Raw genomic sequence first — 19,411 nt, 5'->3', positions numbered from 1 at the left:
ACGCGTACACCATCACCCTGACCAACCAGCTAACCGGTCAGAACTCCGGGGCGTTCGTTTTGTTTTATTCTGTTCTTTCGTTGTGCCTTTACTCTTTCAGGCTTGCTTTTTCGTGTCAAACCGACCCGATCCGGCTTACCTGTCTTTCAGAATTCAGCGCGTCTCCTTTCGGAGCAACCCTGCTAACTTACTTGATCGTCCGATTCATGTCGAATCAGACCCTTTTGGGGACAAAGATCCCCTAAGGATGAAGATCGTTCAGAGAGGGTTCCGAGGCCCCGGCGCCACCGCCGTCTCCCTCGGGTCTGGTGAACTTTATGAACCCCGACCCACATCGTCAAATCAACCGCGCCAACCGGAGGAAAACCGATTGCCCGGGAGGGGCGGCGGAGCGCACGCTTGCTTGGTGGTGATTCTTGAGGCTGTGGCGCTGGCGAAGAGATTCGGCTCGGTGGCCGCCGTCCAGGAGGTGAGCCTCACCGTCGACGCGGGCCAGATCGTCGGGTTGCTCGGCCCCAACGGCGCGGGCAAGTCGACGACCCTGCACATGCTCCTCGGCCTGATCACTCCCGACAGCGGCAGCGTCCGCATGTTCGGCCTGGACCTCGCCGACAACCGGACCGAGGTGCTCAGCCGGATCAACTTCGCCGCGAGCTACGTCGACCTCCCCGGCATCCTGCACGTGCGCGAGGTGCTTGACGTCTTCGCCCGGCTGTACGGCGTACGGAAGCCGAGGGTCCGGGTGGAGGAGGTCATCGAGCTGCTGGAGCTGGGCCCGCTGCGCAGGCGCCGCGTGATGGAGCTCTCCTCCGGCCAGCGCACGCGCGTGCAGCTCGCCAAGGCCCTGATCAACGAGCCGAGCCTGCTCATCCTGGACGAACCCACCGCCAACCTCGACCCCGACGCCGGTGACCGGATCCGCAACCTGCTCGTCCGGGTGGCCTCCGAGAGCGGGCGCGCGATGCTCATCACGTCCCACAACATGCAGGAGGTGGAGCGGATGTGTCACCGCGTCCATTTCATGGCCGAGGGCCGGATCGTGGCCAGCGGAAGCACCACCGAGCTCACCGACGTCTACGGCGCGGTGGATCTGGAAGAGGTCTTTCTCAAGGTGGCGCGATCATGACGATCACCCTTCCCCCGCTCGGCCTGGCCGCGCGCGGGCAGCGCGTCAGTGGCGTGGTCTTCCGCGACCTGGCGGCGCTGCGCCGTAGCCCGGTCCGGATATTCGAGATCGTCTTCTGGCCCACGATCGAGCTGTTCGTCTGGGGCTTCGTGACGCTGTTCCTGCAGTCGCAGCGCGTGCCGTTCATCGCCGCCTTCCTGCTCGGCGCGGTCCTGCTGTGGCAGGTGCTCCAGAAGGCCAGCAACGAGATCTCCATCGCGTTCCTTGAGGACATCTGGAGCAGGAATTTACTGAACGTCCAGGTCAGCCCGCTTTCCAATGTCGAGTACGTGGTCGGGCTGATCGTGTTCTCGTTCGGCAAGGTCGTCTTCGCCATCGCGATCATGTCGGGGCTGGCACTCGCCCTCTACGGTTTCGGCATCACGAGCCTGGGCGCGGGGATGGTGCCGTTCATGGCGTTGCTGCTGGTCATGGGATGGTCCATCGGCCTGGTGGGCATCTGCGCGGTGTTGCGCTTCGGTGAGAACGCCCAGGTGATCGCCTGGTCCCTGGTCTTCGTGGTGCAGCCGCTGGCGGGCATCTTCTATCCCGTCGAGACGCTTCCCGGTCCTCTCCAGGCCATCGCGGGGTTCCTGCCCGCGACCCACGTCTTCACCGGAATGCGAACCGTGCTGAACGGCGGCGCCGTGCCCTGGGAGAGCCTCGCCTGGGCGGCCCTGCTGGACGTCGTCTACCTCGTCGCCACCCTCGGCCTGTTCGCGTGGGCACTGCGCCACGCTCGCGTACGCGGGCGGCTGTCCCGCTTCGGCGAATAAGGCGCGTAAGGCAGACAAGGTAGATAAGGCAGGCAAGGCGAATAAGGCGTATAAGCAGTAAGCGGGACGGCGGGCAGCGAGAGACAAGGGGACGGGCGTCGTTCGCCTGACCAGGCATAAGGGGATATAGCCACGGTTCACGGTGGAAACTCCGGTAATCTGCCGCTCGTCTTCAGGAGGTGGCAGGTGGCCGGAGCTGGCGCCTTTGCGGTACCGGGCTACGAGGTGTCCGGGGTGCTCGGCCAGGGCGGTTTCGGGATCGTCTACCGGGCCAGGCAGCTGGCGGTGGAGCGCGAGGTCGCGCTCAAGGTGGACAACCGGGTGCTCGTCTCCGAGCGGGACCGGCGCCGCTTCATGCGTGAGGTGACCTCGGCCGGAGCCCTCTCCGGTCATCCGCACGTCGCCCATGTCTACGACGCGGGGGTCCTGCCCGACGGCCGGCCGTACATGGTCCTGGAGCTGTGTCCCGGCGGGTCGCTGCTGGACCGGATGCGGGCCGAGAAGCGGCTGCCGCCAGCTGAGGTCGCCGACATCGGCATCCGGATCGCCGACGCGCTGTCGGCCGCGCACGCCGCCGGGGTGCTGCACCGCGACATCAAGCCCGCCAACATCCTGATCAACCGGTACGGCAACGTGGTGCTCTCCGACTTCGGCCTGGCCACCATGCCGTCCTCGGGCAGCGAGGCGTCGGTGACCCGGGAGTCCCTCACCCCCGCCTACGCGCCGCCCGAGGCGTTCGAGCTGACCGAGCCCGCCGCCGCCGGTGACGTCTACTCCCTCGCCGCCACGCTGTACGCGCTGCTCTCCGGGCGCCCGCCGCGCTTTCCCGAGAGCGGCGTGGTCAACATCGCGGTCATCATGGCCCTGCACCGGCTGCCGGTCCCCGAGATCCCGGGGGTGCCGCCGGAGCTGACCGCCGTGCTCAGGGATGCGATGGCCACCGACCCCGCGCGGCGTACCCCCTCGGTGGCCGCGCTGCGCGACGCCCTCACGGACCTGCGCCTGGAGGGGGGCGGCCCGGCCCGCCGGTCCCGCGCCCCACGCCCCGTCACCCCTCCCCCGATACCGGCATCAGCACCGGCGTACGCGGCGGAGGTCTCGCACGCGCCGCCGTACGGCACACCTCCGGGACCGGGCGGGGAGGCGGTGCGGTCGCATCTGACGTCGCCGGGTGCGAAGGCGCTCTCCGGCACCCAGCCGCCCTCGGCGGTCCCGGCGCATCCCGCCTCGTCGAACGTGCGGGTCTTCGTCGCGGTGGCCGTGGCCTTCGTGATCCTGCTGATGGCCGGAGTCGGGCTCATGTACATCGAGAACCGCGACCAGACCCCGTCCACCGGGCAGCGGGCCCTCCAAGGCGAGGACGGCGGAGGCACGGCAACGGCGTCCAAGGTCCCGGAGGTCGCCACGGTCACGACCGCCTGCCCCGCCACGGGGGTGGCGGGCGCGGGGGCCGCGTGCGTGGCGGAGGCCGAGTGCTGGGGCGGCCTCGTCTCGATCGCGGGCGACACCACGGCCAAGCGGATCGGCTGCGAGGAGTCCCACTCGTGGGAGACGTTCGCGATCGCCCCGCTGCCTCAGGACTCGCTCACCTACGACCTGGCGGCTCTGGAGAAGCATCCGACGGTGAAGAAGGTCTGCTCGGCGCAGATCATGCTCTCCTCCCGGTACGGCGACGCCCGCGGGGTCGCCAGGACCAGGTGGCGGAGCACGGTCATGCCGCCCTCGAAGGAGCAGTTCCAGGGGGGCGCGCGGACCTACCGCTGCCTGGGCGGGGTCCTGGGCTCCGAGGCTCCCGGGACCCTGTTCCGCCGCTGATCTCCCGGGGCTCCCTCGTGCGCGGGAACCCCGTGGGGACCGGCGGTTCGCGGAACCGTACGGCTCCGGGGCCCTTTCGCCGGTGCCCTCTTCGTACCTTTGATCGGCGGTGGGTGCAGACTGGCATTCTTGGACACGACAAAGGAGTGTCAGAGATGACTCAGGCTCAGATCGGTGTGACAGGACTGGCCGTGATGGGGGCGAACCTCGCCCGCAACCTGGCCAGGCATGGGCACTCGGTAGCGGTACACAACAGGTCCCAGCACAGGACCAAGGCATTGATCGAGGAACACGGGGACGAGGGAACCTTTGTCCCCTGTGAGACCGCCGAGGAGTTCGTCGCGGCGCTGGAGCGCCCCCGGCGCATTCTGATCATGGTCAAGGCGGGTGCGCCGACCGACGCGGTGATCGAGGAGTTCGCCCCCCTGCTGGAGCCGGGCGACATGCTCGTGGACGGCGGGAACGCGCACTTCCTCGACACGCGCAGGCGTGAGGCCGCGCTGCGCGAGCGCGGCCTCCACTTCGTCGGCGCGGGGGTCTCCGGCGGCGAGGAGGGCGCGCTGCTCGGGCCGAGCATCATGCCCGGCGGCTCGAAGGAGTCGTACGAGGCGCTGGGCCCGCTGCTGGAGGACATCGCGGCGAAGGTGGACGGCGTGCCCTGCTGCACGCACATCGGCCCCGACGGCGCCGGGCACTACGTGAAGATGGTGCACAACGGCATCGAGTACGCCGACATGCAGCTCATCGCCGAGGCCTACGACCTGATCAGGCAGGGACTCGGCAAGACCCCGGCGGAGCTCGCGGACATCTTCGCGGAGTGGAACGAGGGTGAGCTGTCCTCGTACCTGATCGAGATCACCGCCGAGGTGCTGCGCCAGGTCGACGCGGCCACGGGCAAGCCGCTCGTCGACGTGATCGCCGACCGGGCGGAGCAGAAGGGCACCGGCCGCTGGACGGTGCAGATCGCGCTGGACCTGGGCGTTCCGGTGAGCGGCATCGCCGAGGCGGTGTTCGCCCGCTCCCTGTCCGGCCACGCGGACCTGCGCGAGGCCGCGCGCGGCCTGCCGGGCCCGTCGGGCGTGCCCGCCGGGGCCGTCGGCGAGGAGTTCGCCGAGGACGTGCGGCGGGCGCTGTACGCCTCGAAGATCGTCGCCTACGCCCAGGGGTTCGACCAGCTCAGGGTCGGCAGCACGGAGTACGGCTGGGATCTCGACCTCGGCGCGCTGGCCACGATCTGGCGGGGCGGCTGCATCATCCGCGCCGTCTTCCTCGACCGCATCCGCGAGGCGTACGCGGCGGAGGACAAGCCGGTCACCCTGCTCGCCGCGCCCTACTTCGCCGAGGCGCTGACCCTGGCCCAGGACTCGTGGCGGCGGGTGGTGGCGAAGGCCGCCGAGCTGGGCATCCCGGCGCCCGGCTTCTCGACCGCGCTGGCCTACTACGACGGGCTGCGCGCCGAGCGCCTGCCCGCGGCCCTGATCCAGGGCCAGCGTGACTTCTTCGGCGCGCACACCTACGAGCGGGTGGACCGCGAGGGCTCCTTCCACACGCTGTGGTCGGCCGACCGCACGGAGGTCGAGGGCTAGTTTTCCCGGGGGCGGCGCCGCCCGCCCCCACCCCGTACCCGGAGAAGCCCGGGAAGGCTCAGGGCAGGTCGGGGAGCAGCGCGAACGCGCGGTCGGCGGCGGCGACGGCCGAGGGGTGGATCTCCTCGGCCGTCGCTCCCTCGACGAGGGCCAGCCAGTTGCGCCGGGCCAGCACCCGCTGCGCGGCGAGGACCTGACCGGCGACGAGCAGCGCGGTGAGCTCGTCGGTGACCTCGGCGAGCGCGCCGGCGAGGGCCTCCTCGTCGAGGGCTATGTAGTGGAGCACCCGGGCCGCGAGGCCGGGTGTGGAGAAGACCATCCGGTGGTAGCGGAGCACCTGGGGATGGTCGTTGAGCCCCGTCACGGGATCGCGCCGCCCAAGCCCGTCCAGGAAGTGCCGGTGCAGCGCCGCCAGCGGCGCCTCGCCCGCCCCGCGCTCGCGGACGACCCTGGCCGCCTCTCCCTGGTGGTCGGAGATGCGGTGCAGGACGAGGTCCTCCTTCGTCGGGAAGTACTTGAAAAGGGTCGGCTTGGAGACCCCGGCCGCCGCCGCCACCTCCGCGACCGGCACCTCGTCGAATCCGCGCTCCAGGAAGAGCGCGATCGCCGCCGCCGAGATCGCCTCGTGGACCTGCTGTCTCTTGCGTTCACGCAGTCCTGTCACGCGTTCCAACCTAACAGAGTCGCAACTCGGTTAATATCTTAACCGAGTTAAGCTTTTTTAGGGGTGAGGTGCGATGACCGACACGGGACTCGACGACGAGCGGGCCTATCTGGCGGAGTGCGAGGCGGCGATGCGCCGGATGATCGAGGGCGCGCGGCTGAACGTCGTCATCGGCGAGCGGGTGGCGGGCGACCGCTACAGCGCGGAGAGGCTGGGCTACCACCTGAAGAGCCTCGCCAAGGAGCTGGAGGAGCAGCCGGAGGGGCCGCCGTTCTTCGGCCGCCTCGACTTCGGCACCGACGCCGGTTCCGACGCCGACACCGACGCCAGCTCAGGCTCAGGCTCCGGTTCGGGCCCGAGCGAGCATCGGGGGCAGCGGTACTACATCGGGCGGCGCCACATCTCCGGCGGCACCGGCCGTCCGCCGATGGTGATCGACTGGCGCGCTCCCGTCTCCATGGCGTTCTACCGGTCGAGCGCCCGCGACCCGCGCGGGGTGTCCGTACGGCGCCGCTTCGGCTGGTCGCGGAAACCGGTCGCGCTGACCGGCTTCGAGGACGAGCGCCTCGACCTCGGCCAGGACCTGGGCACGGCGAGCCGGATCGTGGCCGCCGAGATCGAGCGTCCCCGCGTCGGGCCGATGCGCGACATCGTCGCCACCATCCAGCCCGAGCAGGACGAGCTGGTCCGCGCCGGGCTCGACGAGTCGATCTGCGTCCAGGGGGCGCCCGGTACGGGCAAGACCGCCGTGGGACTGCACCGGGCCGCCTACCTGCTCTACACCCACCGGCAGCGGCTCACCCGCGGGGGCGTGCTGATCCTCGGCCCCAACCGGGCGTTCCTGGGCTACATCTCGGCCGTGCTCCCGGCGCTGGGCGAGGTCGACGTCGAGCAGACGACCGTGGAGGGGCTGCTGGAGCGCGGGCCGCTCCGGGGCGCCGACGGCGAGGAGGCCGCGGCCGTCAAGCACGACGTCCGCATGGCGGAAGTGCTGCGCCGGGCGCTGTACGGGCGGGTGACGGCCCCCGGGGAGCCGGTCGCCGTTCCCGACGGCACCTACCGCTGGCGGGTGGGCCTGGAGGAGTTCCGCGACATCGTGGACGGCGCCCTGCGGGAGGCGACCCCGTACGGTGTGGGCCGTGAGCGGGTGCTGTCGCGTACCGTGGCCGTCCTGCTGCGGCAGGCGGAGGCGCGCGGCCAGGTCACGAACGTCGCCTGGACGCGCCGGATGGCCAGGGCCGTCATCGGGTACGTCGACGCGGTGTGGCCAGCCGTCCGTCCCGAGGAGGTGGTGGCCGAGCTGCTCGGCGACCCCGCGGCGCTGGCCGTGGCCGCGGACGGGATCCTCACCCCCGCCGAGCGGTCGGCGATCCTGTGGGCGAGGCCGCCGCGCTCGTTCAAGAGCGCCCGGTGGTCGGCGGCCGACCTCGTGCTCCTCGACGAGGTCTCGGGGCTGGTGGAGCGTCCGAGGGGGTACGGCCACGTCATCGTCGACGAGGCGCAGGACCTCTCGCCGATGCAGTGCCGCGCCGTCGCCCGCAGGAGCGAGCACGGCTCGATCACCGTGCTCGGCGACCTGGCGCAGGGCACCACGCCGTGGGCGGCCCGGGGCTGGCGGGACCACCTGGCCCACCTGGGCAAGCCGGACGCGGAGCTGATCGCCCTGACCACGGGGTTCCGGGTGCCGGCCGCCGTCGTCGCGATCGCCAACCGCCTGCTGGAGGAGCTGGCCGTGGACGTGCCCAGGACCCGCTCGTTCCGTACGGACGGCCGCCTGCGGGTCCACCGGGCGCCCGACCTCGCCGCCGCCACGGTCACCGCGGTACGCGACGCGCTCGGTCACGACGGCTCGATCGCGGTGATCGCCGCCGACGCGTCCCTCGGCGCGCTGGTGACGGCGCTGAGGGCGGCGGGGATCGAGATCGCCGCCCTGGACGAGGGCGGGGCGGGCGGGGTCCGGGTCACCGCCGTTCCCGCGTCGACGGCCAAGGGCCTGGAGTACGACCACGTGGTGGTGGCCGAACCGGCGGGGATCGCGGGAACGGGAGAGCGGGGCCCCAACGTGCTCTATGTCGCCCTGACCCGGGCGGTGTCGCGGCTGGACGTGCTGCACGCCCTCCCGCTGCCCGCCTGGTTCCCGTCCGGGGCGGGGACCGGCCACGACGGCTGATCCGCGTCCCGCCCGATAGTTTTCGCATTAAATGCGCTTTTCATCCTGTTATTACCATTACACGATCCGGGCTTAATACTGGAATTCGCTGGAATTCAAGGGAGGCTGGTGGAACTCCTGTTACGCTCCGAGCCGTGAGTGATCCACTGGACGCGCTGGAACGGCGAATAGCCGACCTCCGCGCCGAGGTGCGGCGGGCGGTCAAGGCGAGGGAGAACTCGCTCGCCCGGTCGCTGCGCGGGGAGTTACGCAGGGCGGAGCAGGCGTGGGACGCGGCGATAACCTCCGAGGCCCCGGCGCCGCCGCACGAACCGGAGACCTCGCTGCTGCCCATCAGGGAGCAGGTCCACCAGGCGCTGGCCATGCTGGGCGTGCCGACGTCGGCCAAGCTGATCGTCGCGGTGAACGACGCCTTCTTCTCCCGCGAGCTGCGCGGCTCCCAGCTGACCAGCCTGCGGCGCGACGAGGAGCGCTCGTTTCGCGGCGACCCCTACGCCAGGCCGTACTACCTGTGCGCCGCGCTGACCGACCGCCTCTCCCCCGCCCGGGGGCTGCTCGCCGACAGCACGTGGCCGCCCGAGCTGCGGGTGCTGGGGCCGCTGAGCCCGCGCGTCGACTTCCTCACCTCGGCGATGCGCGTCGCCGAGCACCTGACGCGGCTGACGGAGCCGCCTTCGGGAGCGGTGCGGCTGCTGTCGCGGATGGCGCAGAACATCCCGGGCGCCGTCGAGGGCTTCGCCCCGGCCGACCCGGCGACCGCGATCCGCGCCGCACGGGCCGAGCTGGAGGTGCACCTGGCCGCCGACTCGGCGCAGCGGGCCGAGGTGGCGGCGCGGGCGACGAGGCAACTACCGGACGCGGAGCGCCTGTTCGGCGCCACCGCGATGAACACCTTGAGGGGGGCCTGTTGAAGACCAGGCTGGCCGGGGAGACCGGCTCATGAACAAGCTCGGGGAGAGGGCCTTCCTGAACCGGCTCGACGCGCTGCGCGGGCCGATGCCGTCCCACCCGCACGACGCGCGGGCCATCGCGGCGCTGGCCGCCAATCCCGGCTGCACGCGCCGGGCGGTGATGGACGCCGCGGGTGTCGACAAGGACCTCACGGCCCGGCACGTCGGCTTCCCCGCGCCGTTCGGCCAGTCCCAGTTCGCGATCACCCGTGGCAACCTGTTCGAGTCGCTGGTGAAGGAGAACGGCTGCGCCGAGCTGCTGCGGCTCCTGCGCGAGCTGCTCGGCCTGGAGGTCGCCCAGGTCGGCTACCAGGACGTGGAGAGCGTCGGCTCCCACCTGCGCCACTCGCACACCCGGGCGCTGATCGACCGCGCGGCGCGCGAGGACGACGGGACCGCGGTGTTCTACGACCACCCGCTGTTCAGCCTGGAGATCGCCGGGCACACCTCCTACCTGGAGCCCGACGTGGTGGCCTTCCAGATCGGGGGGCGCTTCCACATCGTCGAGATCAAGTCGTTCAGCATGATCGACGGCCAGGCCGAGCCGGACAAGGTCGCGGCGGCGGCGCGGCAAGCGGCGGTCTACGTCATGGCGCTGCGCACGCTCATGGCCGACCTCGGCCACGACCCTGGGCGCGTCTCCCACGACGTGGTCCTCGTCTGCCCGGAGAACTTCGCCAACCGCCCGACGGCGGCACTGGTCGACGTGCGCAAGCACCTCTCGGTCCTCAACCGCCAGCTCACCCGGATGACCAGGGTCGAGCACCTGCTGGAGGGCCTGCCCGGCGACCTCACCTTCGACCTCGCCCCCGGCGAGGACGGCGTGCCGACCCGCTCGGCGGAGGAGCTGGCCCAGGCGCTGCTGCGGGTGCCCGCCCGCTACGCGCCCGACTGCCTGTCGACCTGCGACATGTGCATGTTCTGCCGTGACGAGGCCCGCGCCTGCGGGTCCACCGACCTGCTCGGACGCCAGGTACGCGACCAGCTGGGCGGCGTCTCCGGCATGGACGAGGCGCTCGGCCTGGCCGAGGGCACCCGCGAACCGGCCGAGGGCCAGGAGGAGATCGCCCGCCTGCTCCGGCTGGCGAACCGGCTGCGCGAGGAGTCGCTGCGGTGAGGACGGGAGAACCGGCCGCGCGAGGAGCCGTCGCGGCGGGGGTCGGCGGACCGGCCGCACGGGAGACCACCTCGGCCGGGACCGGCGTACGCGGAACCGCTTCGGCGGCGGGCGGACTCGGCGTGCGCGAGACCGCTTCGGCGGCGGGCGGGCCCGGCGTACGAGGAACCGCTTCAGCGAGGACAGGCGGATCCGGCGTACGAGGAATCGCTTCGGTGACGGCGGGCGGATCCGGCGCACGCGGGACCGCTTCGGTGGTGGCGGGCGGATCCGGTCCGGCCGGGGCCGCGAGGCGGACGGGGGGCGGCGGGTGAGCGCGCTGACGGCGCTGGCGCAGCTGCGGGCCGTCAGGGACGGCGTCGCGCAGCGGATCACCACGGTCCGGCACTGCCACATCTCCGCCCAGCCGCTGGTGCTCATCCCGCTCAAGCTCGCGGGCGAGGCCGCCGCGCCGCTGGCCGCCATGGTCGGCACCGACCCGGGTCACCCCCGGCTGCTCGTCGTTCCCCAGCCCCGCAACCGGGACCTGCGGTTCGCCTTCGCCGCCGAGCTGGCCGAGGTGCTGCTGCCGTACATCGAGGGGTTCGAGAAGAGCACCGAGACGGTCGAGCGCAGGGGCGGCGAACCGTACGAACGGTGTCTGGACGCGCCGCAGATCCTGGTGCCGAACCGGCCTGCGGCCTCGTTCGCCGCGCTGCTGGGCCGGTCCACCCGGTTCCGCCGGGCCGAGGGCCCCTACCCGGTACACCCGTCGGTGCCGCTGCTCGGCCGGTGGCTGACCTACCTCACCGACCGGTCGCGGCAGCCGGGCTCGTCGGTGCTGCTCACGGCCACCGAGGCGCTGAGCCTGCACTGGGCGACCGGGCAGAGCGGCCTGGAGAACGCCAACCTGGCGGCGCTGCTGGGCTGGATCGACCCGCCGCCGGGAATGTCCGGGCGCCGGGCGGCCGAGGAGGCCGAGGACCCGCTGCTCTGGCCCCCTGCGGGTCCCGCCACCGATCCCGGCTTCGACAACGAGGTGCTCGGCCCCGCGATACGCGCCTACGAGGAGGCGCCGACCGATCGCGCCGTCGACCGGATCAGCCAGGCGCTGCGCACCCAGCTCGACCCCACCTGGCGGCTGATGTGGCGGAGCGTGGACCTGCTGCGCTCCCTGCCCGAGGGGTCGCGGGTGAAGGACCGCTGGGAGATCGACCGTGGCTCGTTCACCCGGTTCGTCGAGCGGATCGCCGAGGGCGGGCCGCCCCAGGCGCGCAGGGACGGGGCGGTCGGTGCCGCCGCGCGGCTGGCGGGGATGGAACGGGCTCGGGCGAGCTACGACGTGCAGCGGGCCCACGACGACCCGCTGCTCATGGCCGAGTACCGGCTGAGCGGCGAGGCCTTCGCCGGGACGGTGACGGCCGCCGACCCCGAGCACAGCGAGGGAGAGGGCCGCTCGCGCAAGCTCCGGCCCCTGATCACGGTACGGACCGACGACCCGGTGCGGCTCTCCCCGGGGAGCACGGTCGGCAGCCCCGACCGGCGCGGCCACGCCGCCGAGATCGTCGAGATCGCGGACGGGGAGATCACCCTTAAGATCACCAAGGGGATGGGACGGGGCAGGACACCGGCCCCCGGTTCGGTGCCCGAGCCGGGCGAGCGGGTCTCGTACACCTCGCTGACCGACGACTTCCAGTCGTCGGCGGCGCTGCCCGACCCGGAGCAGACGCCGTGGACCCACGGAGGGCCCCCGCAGGAGTACGAACCCGGCGACGACGACGCGCAGGAGGAATGGCTGTGACAGCCTCGCCCCACTCGCCCTACTCGCCCCATTCGCCTCGAAGGGCGGAGCGTCCGCGCCGTGGGCACCCGGTGAGCGTGCACCGGACCTCGCTCCGCCGTGCGGCGTCCCGTCCCGGCGCGTACGCCTCCCGCGACGGGAACACAACGCGCGCTTTCCACGCAGCGGGCACCGCATGCGCCTCCCGCGCGGCGAGCCGCGACGGAAACGCCGCGCACGCCCCCCACACGACGGACCGCGACAGGAACACCGCGCGCGCTTTCCGCTTCCGCGAAGCGGACACGGCATGCGCTTCCCGCGCGGCGAACCGCGACGGGAACACGACACGCGCCGACCGTGACGGGGACACGGCGCGCGCTTTCCACGAAGCGGATCGCGAAGCGGGCACGGCGCGCGCCGACCGCGCGGCGGATCGCAACGGGGGTGCGGCGTGACCCCGCAGCAGGAGGCGGCGGCCGTGGTGAAGGCCGTGCTGGCCGACCTGCCCCGCCACCGGGGCGTGGTGGTGGACTCGCCGCCGGGCGCGGGCAAGTCCACACTGGTGGTGAGGGCGGCCGGGCACATCGCGGAGACCGGCGAACCACTGATGATCGTCGCCCAGACCAACGAGCAGGTCGACGACCTGGTGGAGCGGCTCGCGGCCGAGCATCCCGACCTGCCGATCGGCCGCCTGTCGGCGAGCGGCTACATCACGCCCGGCCGTATCCTCGCCCACCCCAACGTCTCGGTCGCGGGCAAGCTGCCCGACCTGGGGGACCCGGCCGTGGTGGTCGCCACCGCCGACAAGTGGGCCTGGATCGGCGACCGCACCTGGCCCTGGGCCATCGTCGACGAGGCGTACCAGATGCGCTCGGACAAGCTGCTGCGCATCGCCTCGCTGTTCGAGCGGTCGCTGTTCGTGGGCGACCCCGGCCAGCTCGACCCGTTCTCCATCGTGGACGGCGACCGCTGGGCGGGCCTGTCGTGGGATCCGGTGCAGAGCGCGGTCTCGGTGCTGCTGCGGCACAACCCCGACCTGCCGGTGCACCGGCTGCCGGTCTCCTGGCGGCTGCCCGCCTCGGCGGCGCCGGTGGTCTCCGAGGCGTTCTACCCGTTCACCGGGTTCCGCGCGGGGACGGGCCCCGACGACCGGTCGCTGGAGTTCACCGTGAACGGCATGCGCACCTCCCACGACCGGGCGCTGGAGGAGGCGGCCGTGTCGGGCTGGGCGCTGTACGAGCTGCCGAGCCGCCACACGGTACGCACCGACGCGGAGGCCGTGGCGGCGACCGCGATCCTGGCGACGCGGCTGCTCCAGCGGGGCCCGGTCGCGCACTCCGAACGCGGCAGCCACCCCGTCACGGCCGACCGGATCGCCATCGGCGCCGCGCACCGCGACCAGGTCGCCGCGATCAGGGCCGCCGGGGTGCCGCCGGAGATCACGGTGGACACCGCCAACCGGCTGCAGGGCCGGGAGTACGACGTGACGATCGTGCTCCACCCGCTCTCCGGGCGCCGCGACGCCACCGCGTTCCACCTGGAGTCGGGGCGGCTGTGCGTGCTCACCTCCCGGCACCGCCACGCCTGCGTCGTGGTGGCCAGGGCGGGCATTCCCGAGCTCCTGGACGCCCACCCGTCGTCCGAACCGGTCCAGCTCGGCGTGCCGGTGAAGTTCCCCGACGGCTGGGAGGCCAACCAGGCGGTGCTGGCCCACCTCTCCAAACACCGGGTGACCCCGGACGGATGACCGGCGGCTTTACCGGGTGGGTACGAGGGCACGCGCTGATCCATCGGGTGCCCCGGCCTGCGAGCTCACCGGACGGGCACGGAGACCCTGAGGGTGCGTCCCGATCCATCGGGTGACCCCGGACAGGTGACCCGGCCCGCGGACGCTTCACCGGGCGGGTACGGGGACCCGAGGGCGCGCTGATCCATTGGGCGCCCTCGGACGGGTGATCCCGCCCGCAGGCGCTTCACTGAACGCGTACCGATCCACGGGCACTCATCCCGTGGTGGTCACCGGGTGGGTGTGGGCGACCGCCGGGGCCTCGGGGTGCGCTCTGATCCAGGCGATGCGCTCCCCGCTCTCCTCGTCCACGGGCATGTAGACGACCATCCGCGTCTCCGGCGGCGACGACAGCGCCATGCTGGTCGAGGTGGTACGGATCTGCCCGACGGCGGAGTGGTGGAAGAGCTTCAGCCTGCTTCCGGGCCTGGCCACGTCGTGGGTTGCCCACATGCGCGCGAACTCGGGGCTGGCGGCCGACAGGTCGCGGACGAACTCGGTCCAGGCGGGCTCCCCCAGGTGCCGCCCGAATCCGGCGCGCAGGGTGGCGACCATCTGGGGCAGCTCCTCGGCCCGGTCGACGACCATGCTGCAGCACTCCCGGGTGACGAAGATCTGCCAGAGGGCGTTGCGGGTCGCGACCGGCTGGGTGGCGACGTTGGGGAACAGGGAGGCGTACGCCTCGTTCCAGGCCAGCAGGTCGTAGCGGCCGTTGTAGATTCCTGCGGGAAGCGGGTCGAGCCGGTCGAGGATGACCTGGACCTCGGGTTCGAGGGAGCCGCAGGCGTCGGACTCGGGCACGGCGGGCACGTCGGCGAGCCGGTAGAGGTGCTCGCGTTCGGCCCGGTCCAGCCCGAGGGTGCGGGAGACGGCGTCGAGCACCTGCACGCTGGCGTTGATCGGCCGCCCCTGCTCCAGCCAGGTGTACCAGGTCACGCCGACCCCGGCGAGCAGGGCGACCTCCTCGCGGCGCAGGCCGGGGGTGCGGCGGCGCAGCCCAGGCGGCAGGCCCACGGCCTCGGGGGTGATGCGCTCGCGGCGGCTGCGCAGGAACGCCCCCAGCTCGGCGCGGCGGGTCCCCGGCCCGGTCCTCCGCGTGGCGTCCGGCGCGCTCCACCGCCCGCCGTCCGATGTGCCCGCCGGAACCGCCGAAGGCGCCGGGGTCATGGGAGTCGCCGGGGGCGTCGAGGGCGTCGGAGTCACCGAGGTCATGGGGGTCACCGGGACCGCCGGGACCGCCGGAGGCGTCGAGTTCACCAGGGTCGTTGGAGTCACCGGGGTCATCGGGGTCGCCGTCACCCCTCCATGCTGGCCGACGGGCGCCCGGGCTGCCAGGTGCTGTGGGTACCAGGATCAGCAGGCTCTCGTTACTCGTATCCGCCCGGTCCCACAGTCTTCCCCATGACCGTTACCTCGGCTCCGGCCGTCCGTACCTCCACTCCCTGGTTGCTGGCGGTGATCCTGGCCGGGCAGTTCATGGCCATCCTGGACGTCTCCATCGTCAACGTCGCCTCCCCCGTGATCCGCGCCGACCTCGGCACGTCGGGCTCCGGCCTGCAAATGATCGTTTCCGGGTACACCATCGCCTACGCCATGCTGCTGATCACCGGTGCCCGGCTGGGTGGCCGCCACGGCGGGCGCCGTCTGTTCCTGTACGGCCTGGCGGGCTTCACCGCCGCGTCCCTCGCCTGCGGGCTGGCCGTCTCGGCCGGGCAGCTGATCGCCTTCAGGTTCCTCCAGGGCGCGGGAGCCGCCCTGATGGTGCCTCAGGTGCTCAGCATGATCCAGGCGAACTTCGAGGGGGCCTCCAGGGCCCGCGCGCTCAGCCTGTACGCCACGGTGATCTCGGGGGCCGCCGTGGTGGGGCAGGTGCTGGGCGGCCTGCTGGTCTCCGCGGACCTGTTCGGCACCTCGTGGCGGCCGGTGTTCCTGGTGAACGTGCCGATCGGGCTCGGCCTGCTCGTGCTGGGCGCGCGGCTGCTGCCGCCCGACGGCCCGTCGCGCCACCGCCCCCTGGACCTGCCCGGCCTGGTCACGCTCTCGCTGGCGGTCAGCCTCCTGGTGGTACCGCTGGTGCTGGGACACGAGCAGGACTGGCCGCTGTGGGGATGGGCCGCCATGGCGGCGAGCGCGGCACTGGCGGGGGTCTTCGTACTGGTCGAGCGGAGGGCCGCCGCGCCGCTGGTGCCCGCGCGGGTGCTGCGGGCACCGGGGGTGGTCCCGTCGGCGCTGGCGATCTTCGGGGCGATGGCGACCTACGGCGGGTTCCTGCTCACCGTCGCCCTGCACCTGCAAGGTCGGCTGGGAGACAGCCCGCTCGCGGCGGGCCTGGCGTTCGTCCCCGGCGCGGCGGGTTTCGCCGTCGCCAGCCTCAACTGGCGCCGCGTCCCCGAGCGCCTGCACCGCCGCATGATCGTCGCCTCCTTCGGCATGGCCGGGCTCGGCTACCTGCTCCTGGCGGCGGCGCTGGGCGGCGGAGGACACGGCCAGCCGCTCCTGACGGTGGCGTTCGCGGTGATCGGGCTGGGTCTCGGCGGGGCGTTCAGCCCGGTGCTCGCGGTGGGGCTGGCCCAGGCCGCCCCCGAGGACGCGCCCGACGTCAGCGGGCTGTTCGTGATGGTGACCCAGCTCGGCCAGGTCGTGGGGGTGGCCACGTTCGGCACGCTCTATCTGGACGGGGGGTCGGCGACGGTCACCGGCGTGGCCCTGGCGGTGACGATCGTGCTCACCGGGGTGTGCGCGCTGCCGCTGCTGCGCCGCTGAACCCCCTCGTGCGAACCTTCGCCGTACGAGACCTCCCGTGGTCCCGTACGGCGGAGGTCAGATCGTGCGCCGCCAGACGTCGATGGCCAGCACCTGGCGCATGCCCACCGAGAGGTAGAGGTCGAGGGCGGGCGTGCTGTTGTTGGCGTCGACGTGGAGGTAGGTGCCGACCCGCCCCCGGCGGGCGTCGTCGGCGAACGCGCCGCGCAGCATGAACCGGCCCAGGCCCCGGCCCCTGAAGGCGGGGAGTACGGCCAGCTGGCGCACGTAGCCGGAGTTCTCGTCGCCGAGGAAGGCGTTGGTGCCCAGCAGCATCGCCACGGGCTCGCCGTCGAGGCGGGCGACCGTCAGCTGCGCCCAGTCGGTGTTGACCGAGGAGTCCAGCTCGTCGTACCACTCGTCGTAGTCCTTCGGGGTGAACCCGAAGTGGTCGGCGAAACCGGCCTGCTGCACGGCGTGGCCCTGGCGGCGCACCTCCTCGGTGAGCCCGTCGTGCACCGTCATCCCGGCCGGGAGCTCGGGCCGGGGCACCGTCCCCTCGTGGTCGGCGCGGAGCCGGATGAAGCTGGTGGCGGCGGCGAAGCCACGGGACGCGGCGATGGCGCGCTTGCCGCTGTCCTCCCGGTAGAGGCCGATGTCCACCACGGCCCGGTCGTGGCCGAGCTCGGCGGTGATCTGCCTGGCCCGCTCGGTCACGGTGTCCCAGAGCGGGCCGGTCAGGTCCGGTGCGGCGGGGTGCACGACGACGTCGACGTCGACGTTGTCACTGCCGCCCTTGCGGCAGGCCCAGGCCCAGGCCGCCAGGCGCCCGCTCTCGTCGTGGACGAGCCAGCCGTCGGACTCCGCGTCGAAGGAGGAGTCGTTCAGCTGGTCGGCGACGTCGTCCAGGGTCATGTCGGCCTTGCCGATCACCTGGGTGTCGCAGAGCGAGATCAGCTCGTGGATCTCGGGGGCGTCGCCGGTCGTCGGCCGCCGGGTGACGTACCCGGCGGGGACGGGGATGGTTGTCTTCATGTCCCCAGCGTGGCGGGGGCGGCTTGGGGATCGCTGGGTCGGGACTTGGCGCCGGCCGACCGGCTTACAGACGCGCACCGGGACCACGGCCCAAACCGGTCGGCCCAGCACCGGGACCGGGGTCCAGGTGCTGGGCCGGGCACTCTCCAAGCCGATCGGCCGAGCACCGGGACCGGCGTCCCCGGGTCGGTCGGCCCGGTCAGTCGAGCGCCGGGACCGGGGTCTTGACCTCGGTGTCCTCGGGCGTCTCGGGCCCGCCGCGCAGCGGGATCTCCTTGATGAAGGCCGCCAGCAGCGGCACCACGACGGCGAACAGGATCGCCCACCAGAAGACGCTGGAGATCGACTCGGCCAGCGACTCCAGGAAGCCGACCCGTACGTTGGCGGGCAGCTCGTGCAGCGCGGCCGGGTCGAACTGGGCGCCGCCGGAGGCGAGCTTCTCGCCCGCGGCACCCAGCTTGCTCTCCAGGCTCGAGGTGAGGTGGTTGTTGAAGATCGCGCCGAACAGCGAGACGCCGAACGAGCCGCCGATGGAGCGGAAGAAGGTCGAGGCGCTGCTGGCGACGCCCAGGTCCTTCTGCTCGACGCTGTTCTGGGCGATCAGCATGGTGGTCTGCATCAGGAAGCCCATGCCGAGGCCGAGCACCGCGATGAACACGCCGGTCTGCCAGGCGGGGGTGTTGACGTCCATCAGGGAGAGCAGCCACATGCCGAACGCCATGCCCACGCCGCCGAGGATCGGATAGATCTTGTACTTGCCGGTCTGGGTGATGGCGCGGCCGACGAAGAGCGAGACCACCATGGCGGCGCCCATCATCGGAAGCAGCAGCAGGCCGGAGTTGGTGGCGCTCGCCCCCTGGACGGTCTGCTGGAACAGCGGGAGGAAGTTGATCGCGCCGAACATGGCGAAGCCGAGCAGGAAGCCCACGCCCGAGATCAGGCTGAAGTTGCGGTCGCGGAAGACGTTGAGCGGCATGATGGGCTCGGCCACCCGGCGCTCCACCAGGACGAACAGCACCAGCGTGACGACGGCGAGCCCCGCCAGGCCGAGGATCTGCCACGATCCCCACGCGTACTCGTTGCCGCCCCAGGTGGTGATGAGGACCAGCGCGGTGATGCCGATCGAGAGCAGGGTCGCGCCCAGCCAGTCGATGCGGTGCTCGGTGCGGAGCCTGGGCAGTTTCAGCTTGACCACGAGCAGGGCCAGGGCGACGAACCCGACGGGCAGGTTCACGTAGAAGGCCCAGCGCCAGTCGAGGTGGTCGGTGATGAACCCGCCGACGAGCGGGCCCGCGATCATGGCGAGGGACATCACGGCGGCCATGATGCCCTGGTACTGGCCGCGCTCGCGGGGCGGGACGAGGTCACCGATGATCGCCATGGCGTTCACCATCAGGCCACCGGCCCCCAGGCCCTGGAGCGCGCGGAAGGCGATGAGCTGCGCCATGCCGTTGGAGGGCCCGCCGAGCAGTTCGGAGCCGGCCATGCCGCAGAGCGCGGAGCCGACCATGAAGATGACGATGGAGGCGAGGAAGATGCTCTTCCTGCCGTACAGGTCACCGATCTTGCCCCAGATGGGGGTCGAGACGGTGGTGCCGAGCACGTAGGCGGTCACCACCCAGGACAGGTGGGTCAGCCCGCCGAGGTCCCCGACGATGCGGGGCAGCGCGGTGCTGACGATCATGTTGTCGAGCATGGCCAGGACCATGGCGAGCATCAGGCCCGGCAACACCACCATGACCTCGCGACGCCGCGCCGGCGCGGCCGCGGTCTCCTTCACTTTCTTCCCCCAGTTTTTGTGATCTTACTTACTTGCCGACCGGCTAGTGTCGGATATGCTGGAATT

Annotated in this window: 14 protein-coding genes; 10 read left to right on the top strand and 4 right to left on the bottom strand. The window is 72.0% G+C overall.

Translation table 11 applies throughout. From position 1 onward, the window contains the following. The first annotated feature begins 406 nt into the window (after positions 1–406). From ACW9TB_RS26835 to gndA, 4 genes are all read left to right on the top strand, one after another. A complete protein-coding gene (locus tag ACW9TB_RS26835) occupies positions 407–1,126 on the top strand; it encodes an ABC transporter ATP-binding protein (RefSeq protein ID WP_472750833.1) in 720 nt (239 codons plus the stop codon). Next, on the top strand, positions 1,123–1,941 hold the full coding sequence (locus ACW9TB_RS26830; RefSeq protein WP_472750832.1) for an ABC transporter permease: 819 nt from the start codon (positions 1,123–1,125) through the stop codon (positions 1,939–1,941). Before ACW9TB_RS26835 ends, ACW9TB_RS26830 begins: the two co-directional genes overlap by 4 nt. Before the next feature lie 186 nt (positions 1,942–2,127). After that, positions 2,128–3,756, top strand: coding sequence for a serine/threonine-protein kinase (locus ACW9TB_RS26825; protein ID WP_472750831.1), 1,629 nt, complete (start codon positions 2,128–2,130; stop codon positions 3,754–3,756). Between the two features lie 155 nt (positions 3,757–3,911). Continuing rightward, positions 3,912–5,342: an NADP-dependent phosphogluconate dehydrogenase gene (gndA, locus tag ACW9TB_RS26820; RefSeq protein ID WP_472750830.1), complete on the top strand. Its 1,431-nt coding sequence runs from the start codon at positions 3,912–3,914 to the stop codon at positions 5,340–5,342. 58 nt (positions 5,343–5,400) lie between these two features. Here the strand turns inward: gndA and ACW9TB_RS26815 are convergent, their stop codons facing one another. Continuing rightward, positions 5,401–6,006, bottom strand: coding sequence for a TetR family transcriptional regulator (locus ACW9TB_RS26815; RefSeq protein ID WP_472750829.1), 606 nt, complete (start codon positions 6,004–6,006; stop codon positions 5,401–5,403). A 73-nt stretch (positions 6,007–6,079) separates the two neighbouring features. Here ACW9TB_RS26815 and ACW9TB_RS26810 point away from each other — a divergent pair, with 73 nt between their 5' ends. The 5 genes from ACW9TB_RS26810 (at position 6,080) to ACW9TB_RS26790 (ending at position 13,749) form a co-directional block, all read left to right on the top strand. Beyond that, on the top strand, positions 6,080–8,176 hold the full coding sequence (locus ACW9TB_RS26810; protein WP_472750828.1) for a HelD family protein: 2,097 nt from the start codon (positions 6,080–6,082) through the stop codon (positions 8,174–8,176). Positions 8,177–8,310: 134 nt separating this feature from the next. Beyond that, complete coding sequence (locus ACW9TB_RS26805; RefSeq protein WP_472750827.1) at positions 8,311–9,087, top strand: hypothetical protein; 777 nt, start codon at positions 8,311–8,313, stop codon at positions 9,085–9,087. A gap of 28 nt (positions 9,088–9,115) precedes the next feature. Further along, positions 9,116–10,243: a hypothetical protein gene (locus ACW9TB_RS26800; protein WP_472750826.1), complete on the top strand. Its 1,128-nt coding sequence runs from the start codon at positions 9,116–9,118 to the stop codon at positions 10,241–10,243. A 310-nt stretch (positions 10,244–10,553) separates the two neighbouring features. After that, the gene (locus ACW9TB_RS26795) at positions 10,554–12,023 is read left to right on the top strand and encodes a hypothetical protein (protein WP_472750825.1); all 1,470 of its coding nucleotides are present in this window, start codon (positions 10,554–10,556) and stop codon (positions 12,021–12,023) included. Between the two features lie 430 nt (positions 12,024–12,453). Continuing rightward, entirely contained in the window at positions 12,454–13,749 is a 1,296-nt protein-coding gene (locus ACW9TB_RS26790) for an AAA family ATPase (protein ID WP_472750824.1), read from the top strand. Positions 13,750–14,004: 255 nt separating this feature from the next. On the opposite strand, the gene ACW9TB_RS26785 is transcribed toward ACW9TB_RS26790, so the two are convergent. Continuing rightward, positions 14,005–15,063: a helix-turn-helix transcriptional regulator gene (locus tag ACW9TB_RS26785; RefSeq protein ID WP_472750823.1), complete on the bottom strand. Its 1,059-nt coding sequence runs from the start codon at positions 15,061–15,063 to the stop codon at positions 14,005–14,007. A 126-nt stretch (positions 15,064–15,189) separates the two neighbouring features. Between ACW9TB_RS26785 and ACW9TB_RS26780 the strand changes: the two genes are divergently transcribed. Next, entirely contained in the window at positions 15,190–16,551 is a 1,362-nt protein-coding gene (locus ACW9TB_RS26780; RefSeq protein WP_472750822.1) for an MFS transporter, read from the top strand. Positions 16,552–16,608: 57 nt separating this feature from the next. Here ACW9TB_RS26780 and ACW9TB_RS26775 read toward each other — a convergent pair whose 3' ends face one another. Together ACW9TB_RS26775 and ACW9TB_RS26770 are read right to left on the bottom strand one after the other, a co-directional pair. Then, positions 16,609–17,565, bottom strand: coding sequence for a GNAT family N-acetyltransferase (locus ACW9TB_RS26775; protein WP_472750821.1), 957 nt, complete (start codon positions 17,563–17,565; stop codon positions 16,609–16,611). 199 nt (positions 17,566–17,764) lie between these two features. Further along, complete coding sequence (locus tag ACW9TB_RS26770; protein WP_472750820.1) at positions 17,765–19,345, bottom strand: MDR family MFS transporter; 1,581 nt, start codon at positions 19,343–19,345, stop codon at positions 17,765–17,767. Between the last annotated feature and the right edge of the window lie 66 nt (positions 19,346–19,411).

The sequence above is a fragment of the Streptosporangium sp. H13245 genome, assembly GCF_055690525.1.
This window is presented reverse-complemented; position numbering and strand designations above follow the sequence as displayed.

Coding starts and splice junctions, on each gene's coding strand:
- ACW9TB_RS26830 (WP_472750832.1), top strand. CDS start 1,123: ATGACGATCACCCTTCCCCCGCTCGGCCTGGCCGCGCGCGGGCAGCGC.
- gndA (WP_472750830.1), top strand. CDS start 3,912: ATGACTCAGGCTCAGATCGGTGTGACAGGACTGGCCGTGATGGGGGCG.
- ACW9TB_RS26810 (WP_472750828.1), top strand. CDS start 6,080: ATGACCGACACGGGACTCGACGACGAGCGGGCCTATCTGGCGGAGTGC.
- ACW9TB_RS26800 (WP_472750826.1), top strand. CDS start 9,116: ATGAACAAGCTCGGGGAGAGGGCCTTCCTGAACCGGCTCGACGCGCTG.
- ACW9TB_RS26780 (WP_472750822.1), top strand. CDS start 15,190: ATGACCGTTACCTCGGCTCCGGCCGTCCGTACCTCCACTCCCTGGTTG.
- ACW9TB_RS26775 (WP_472750821.1), bottom strand. CDS start 17,565: ATGAAGACAACCATCCCCGTCCCCGCCGGGTACGTCACCCGGCGGCCG.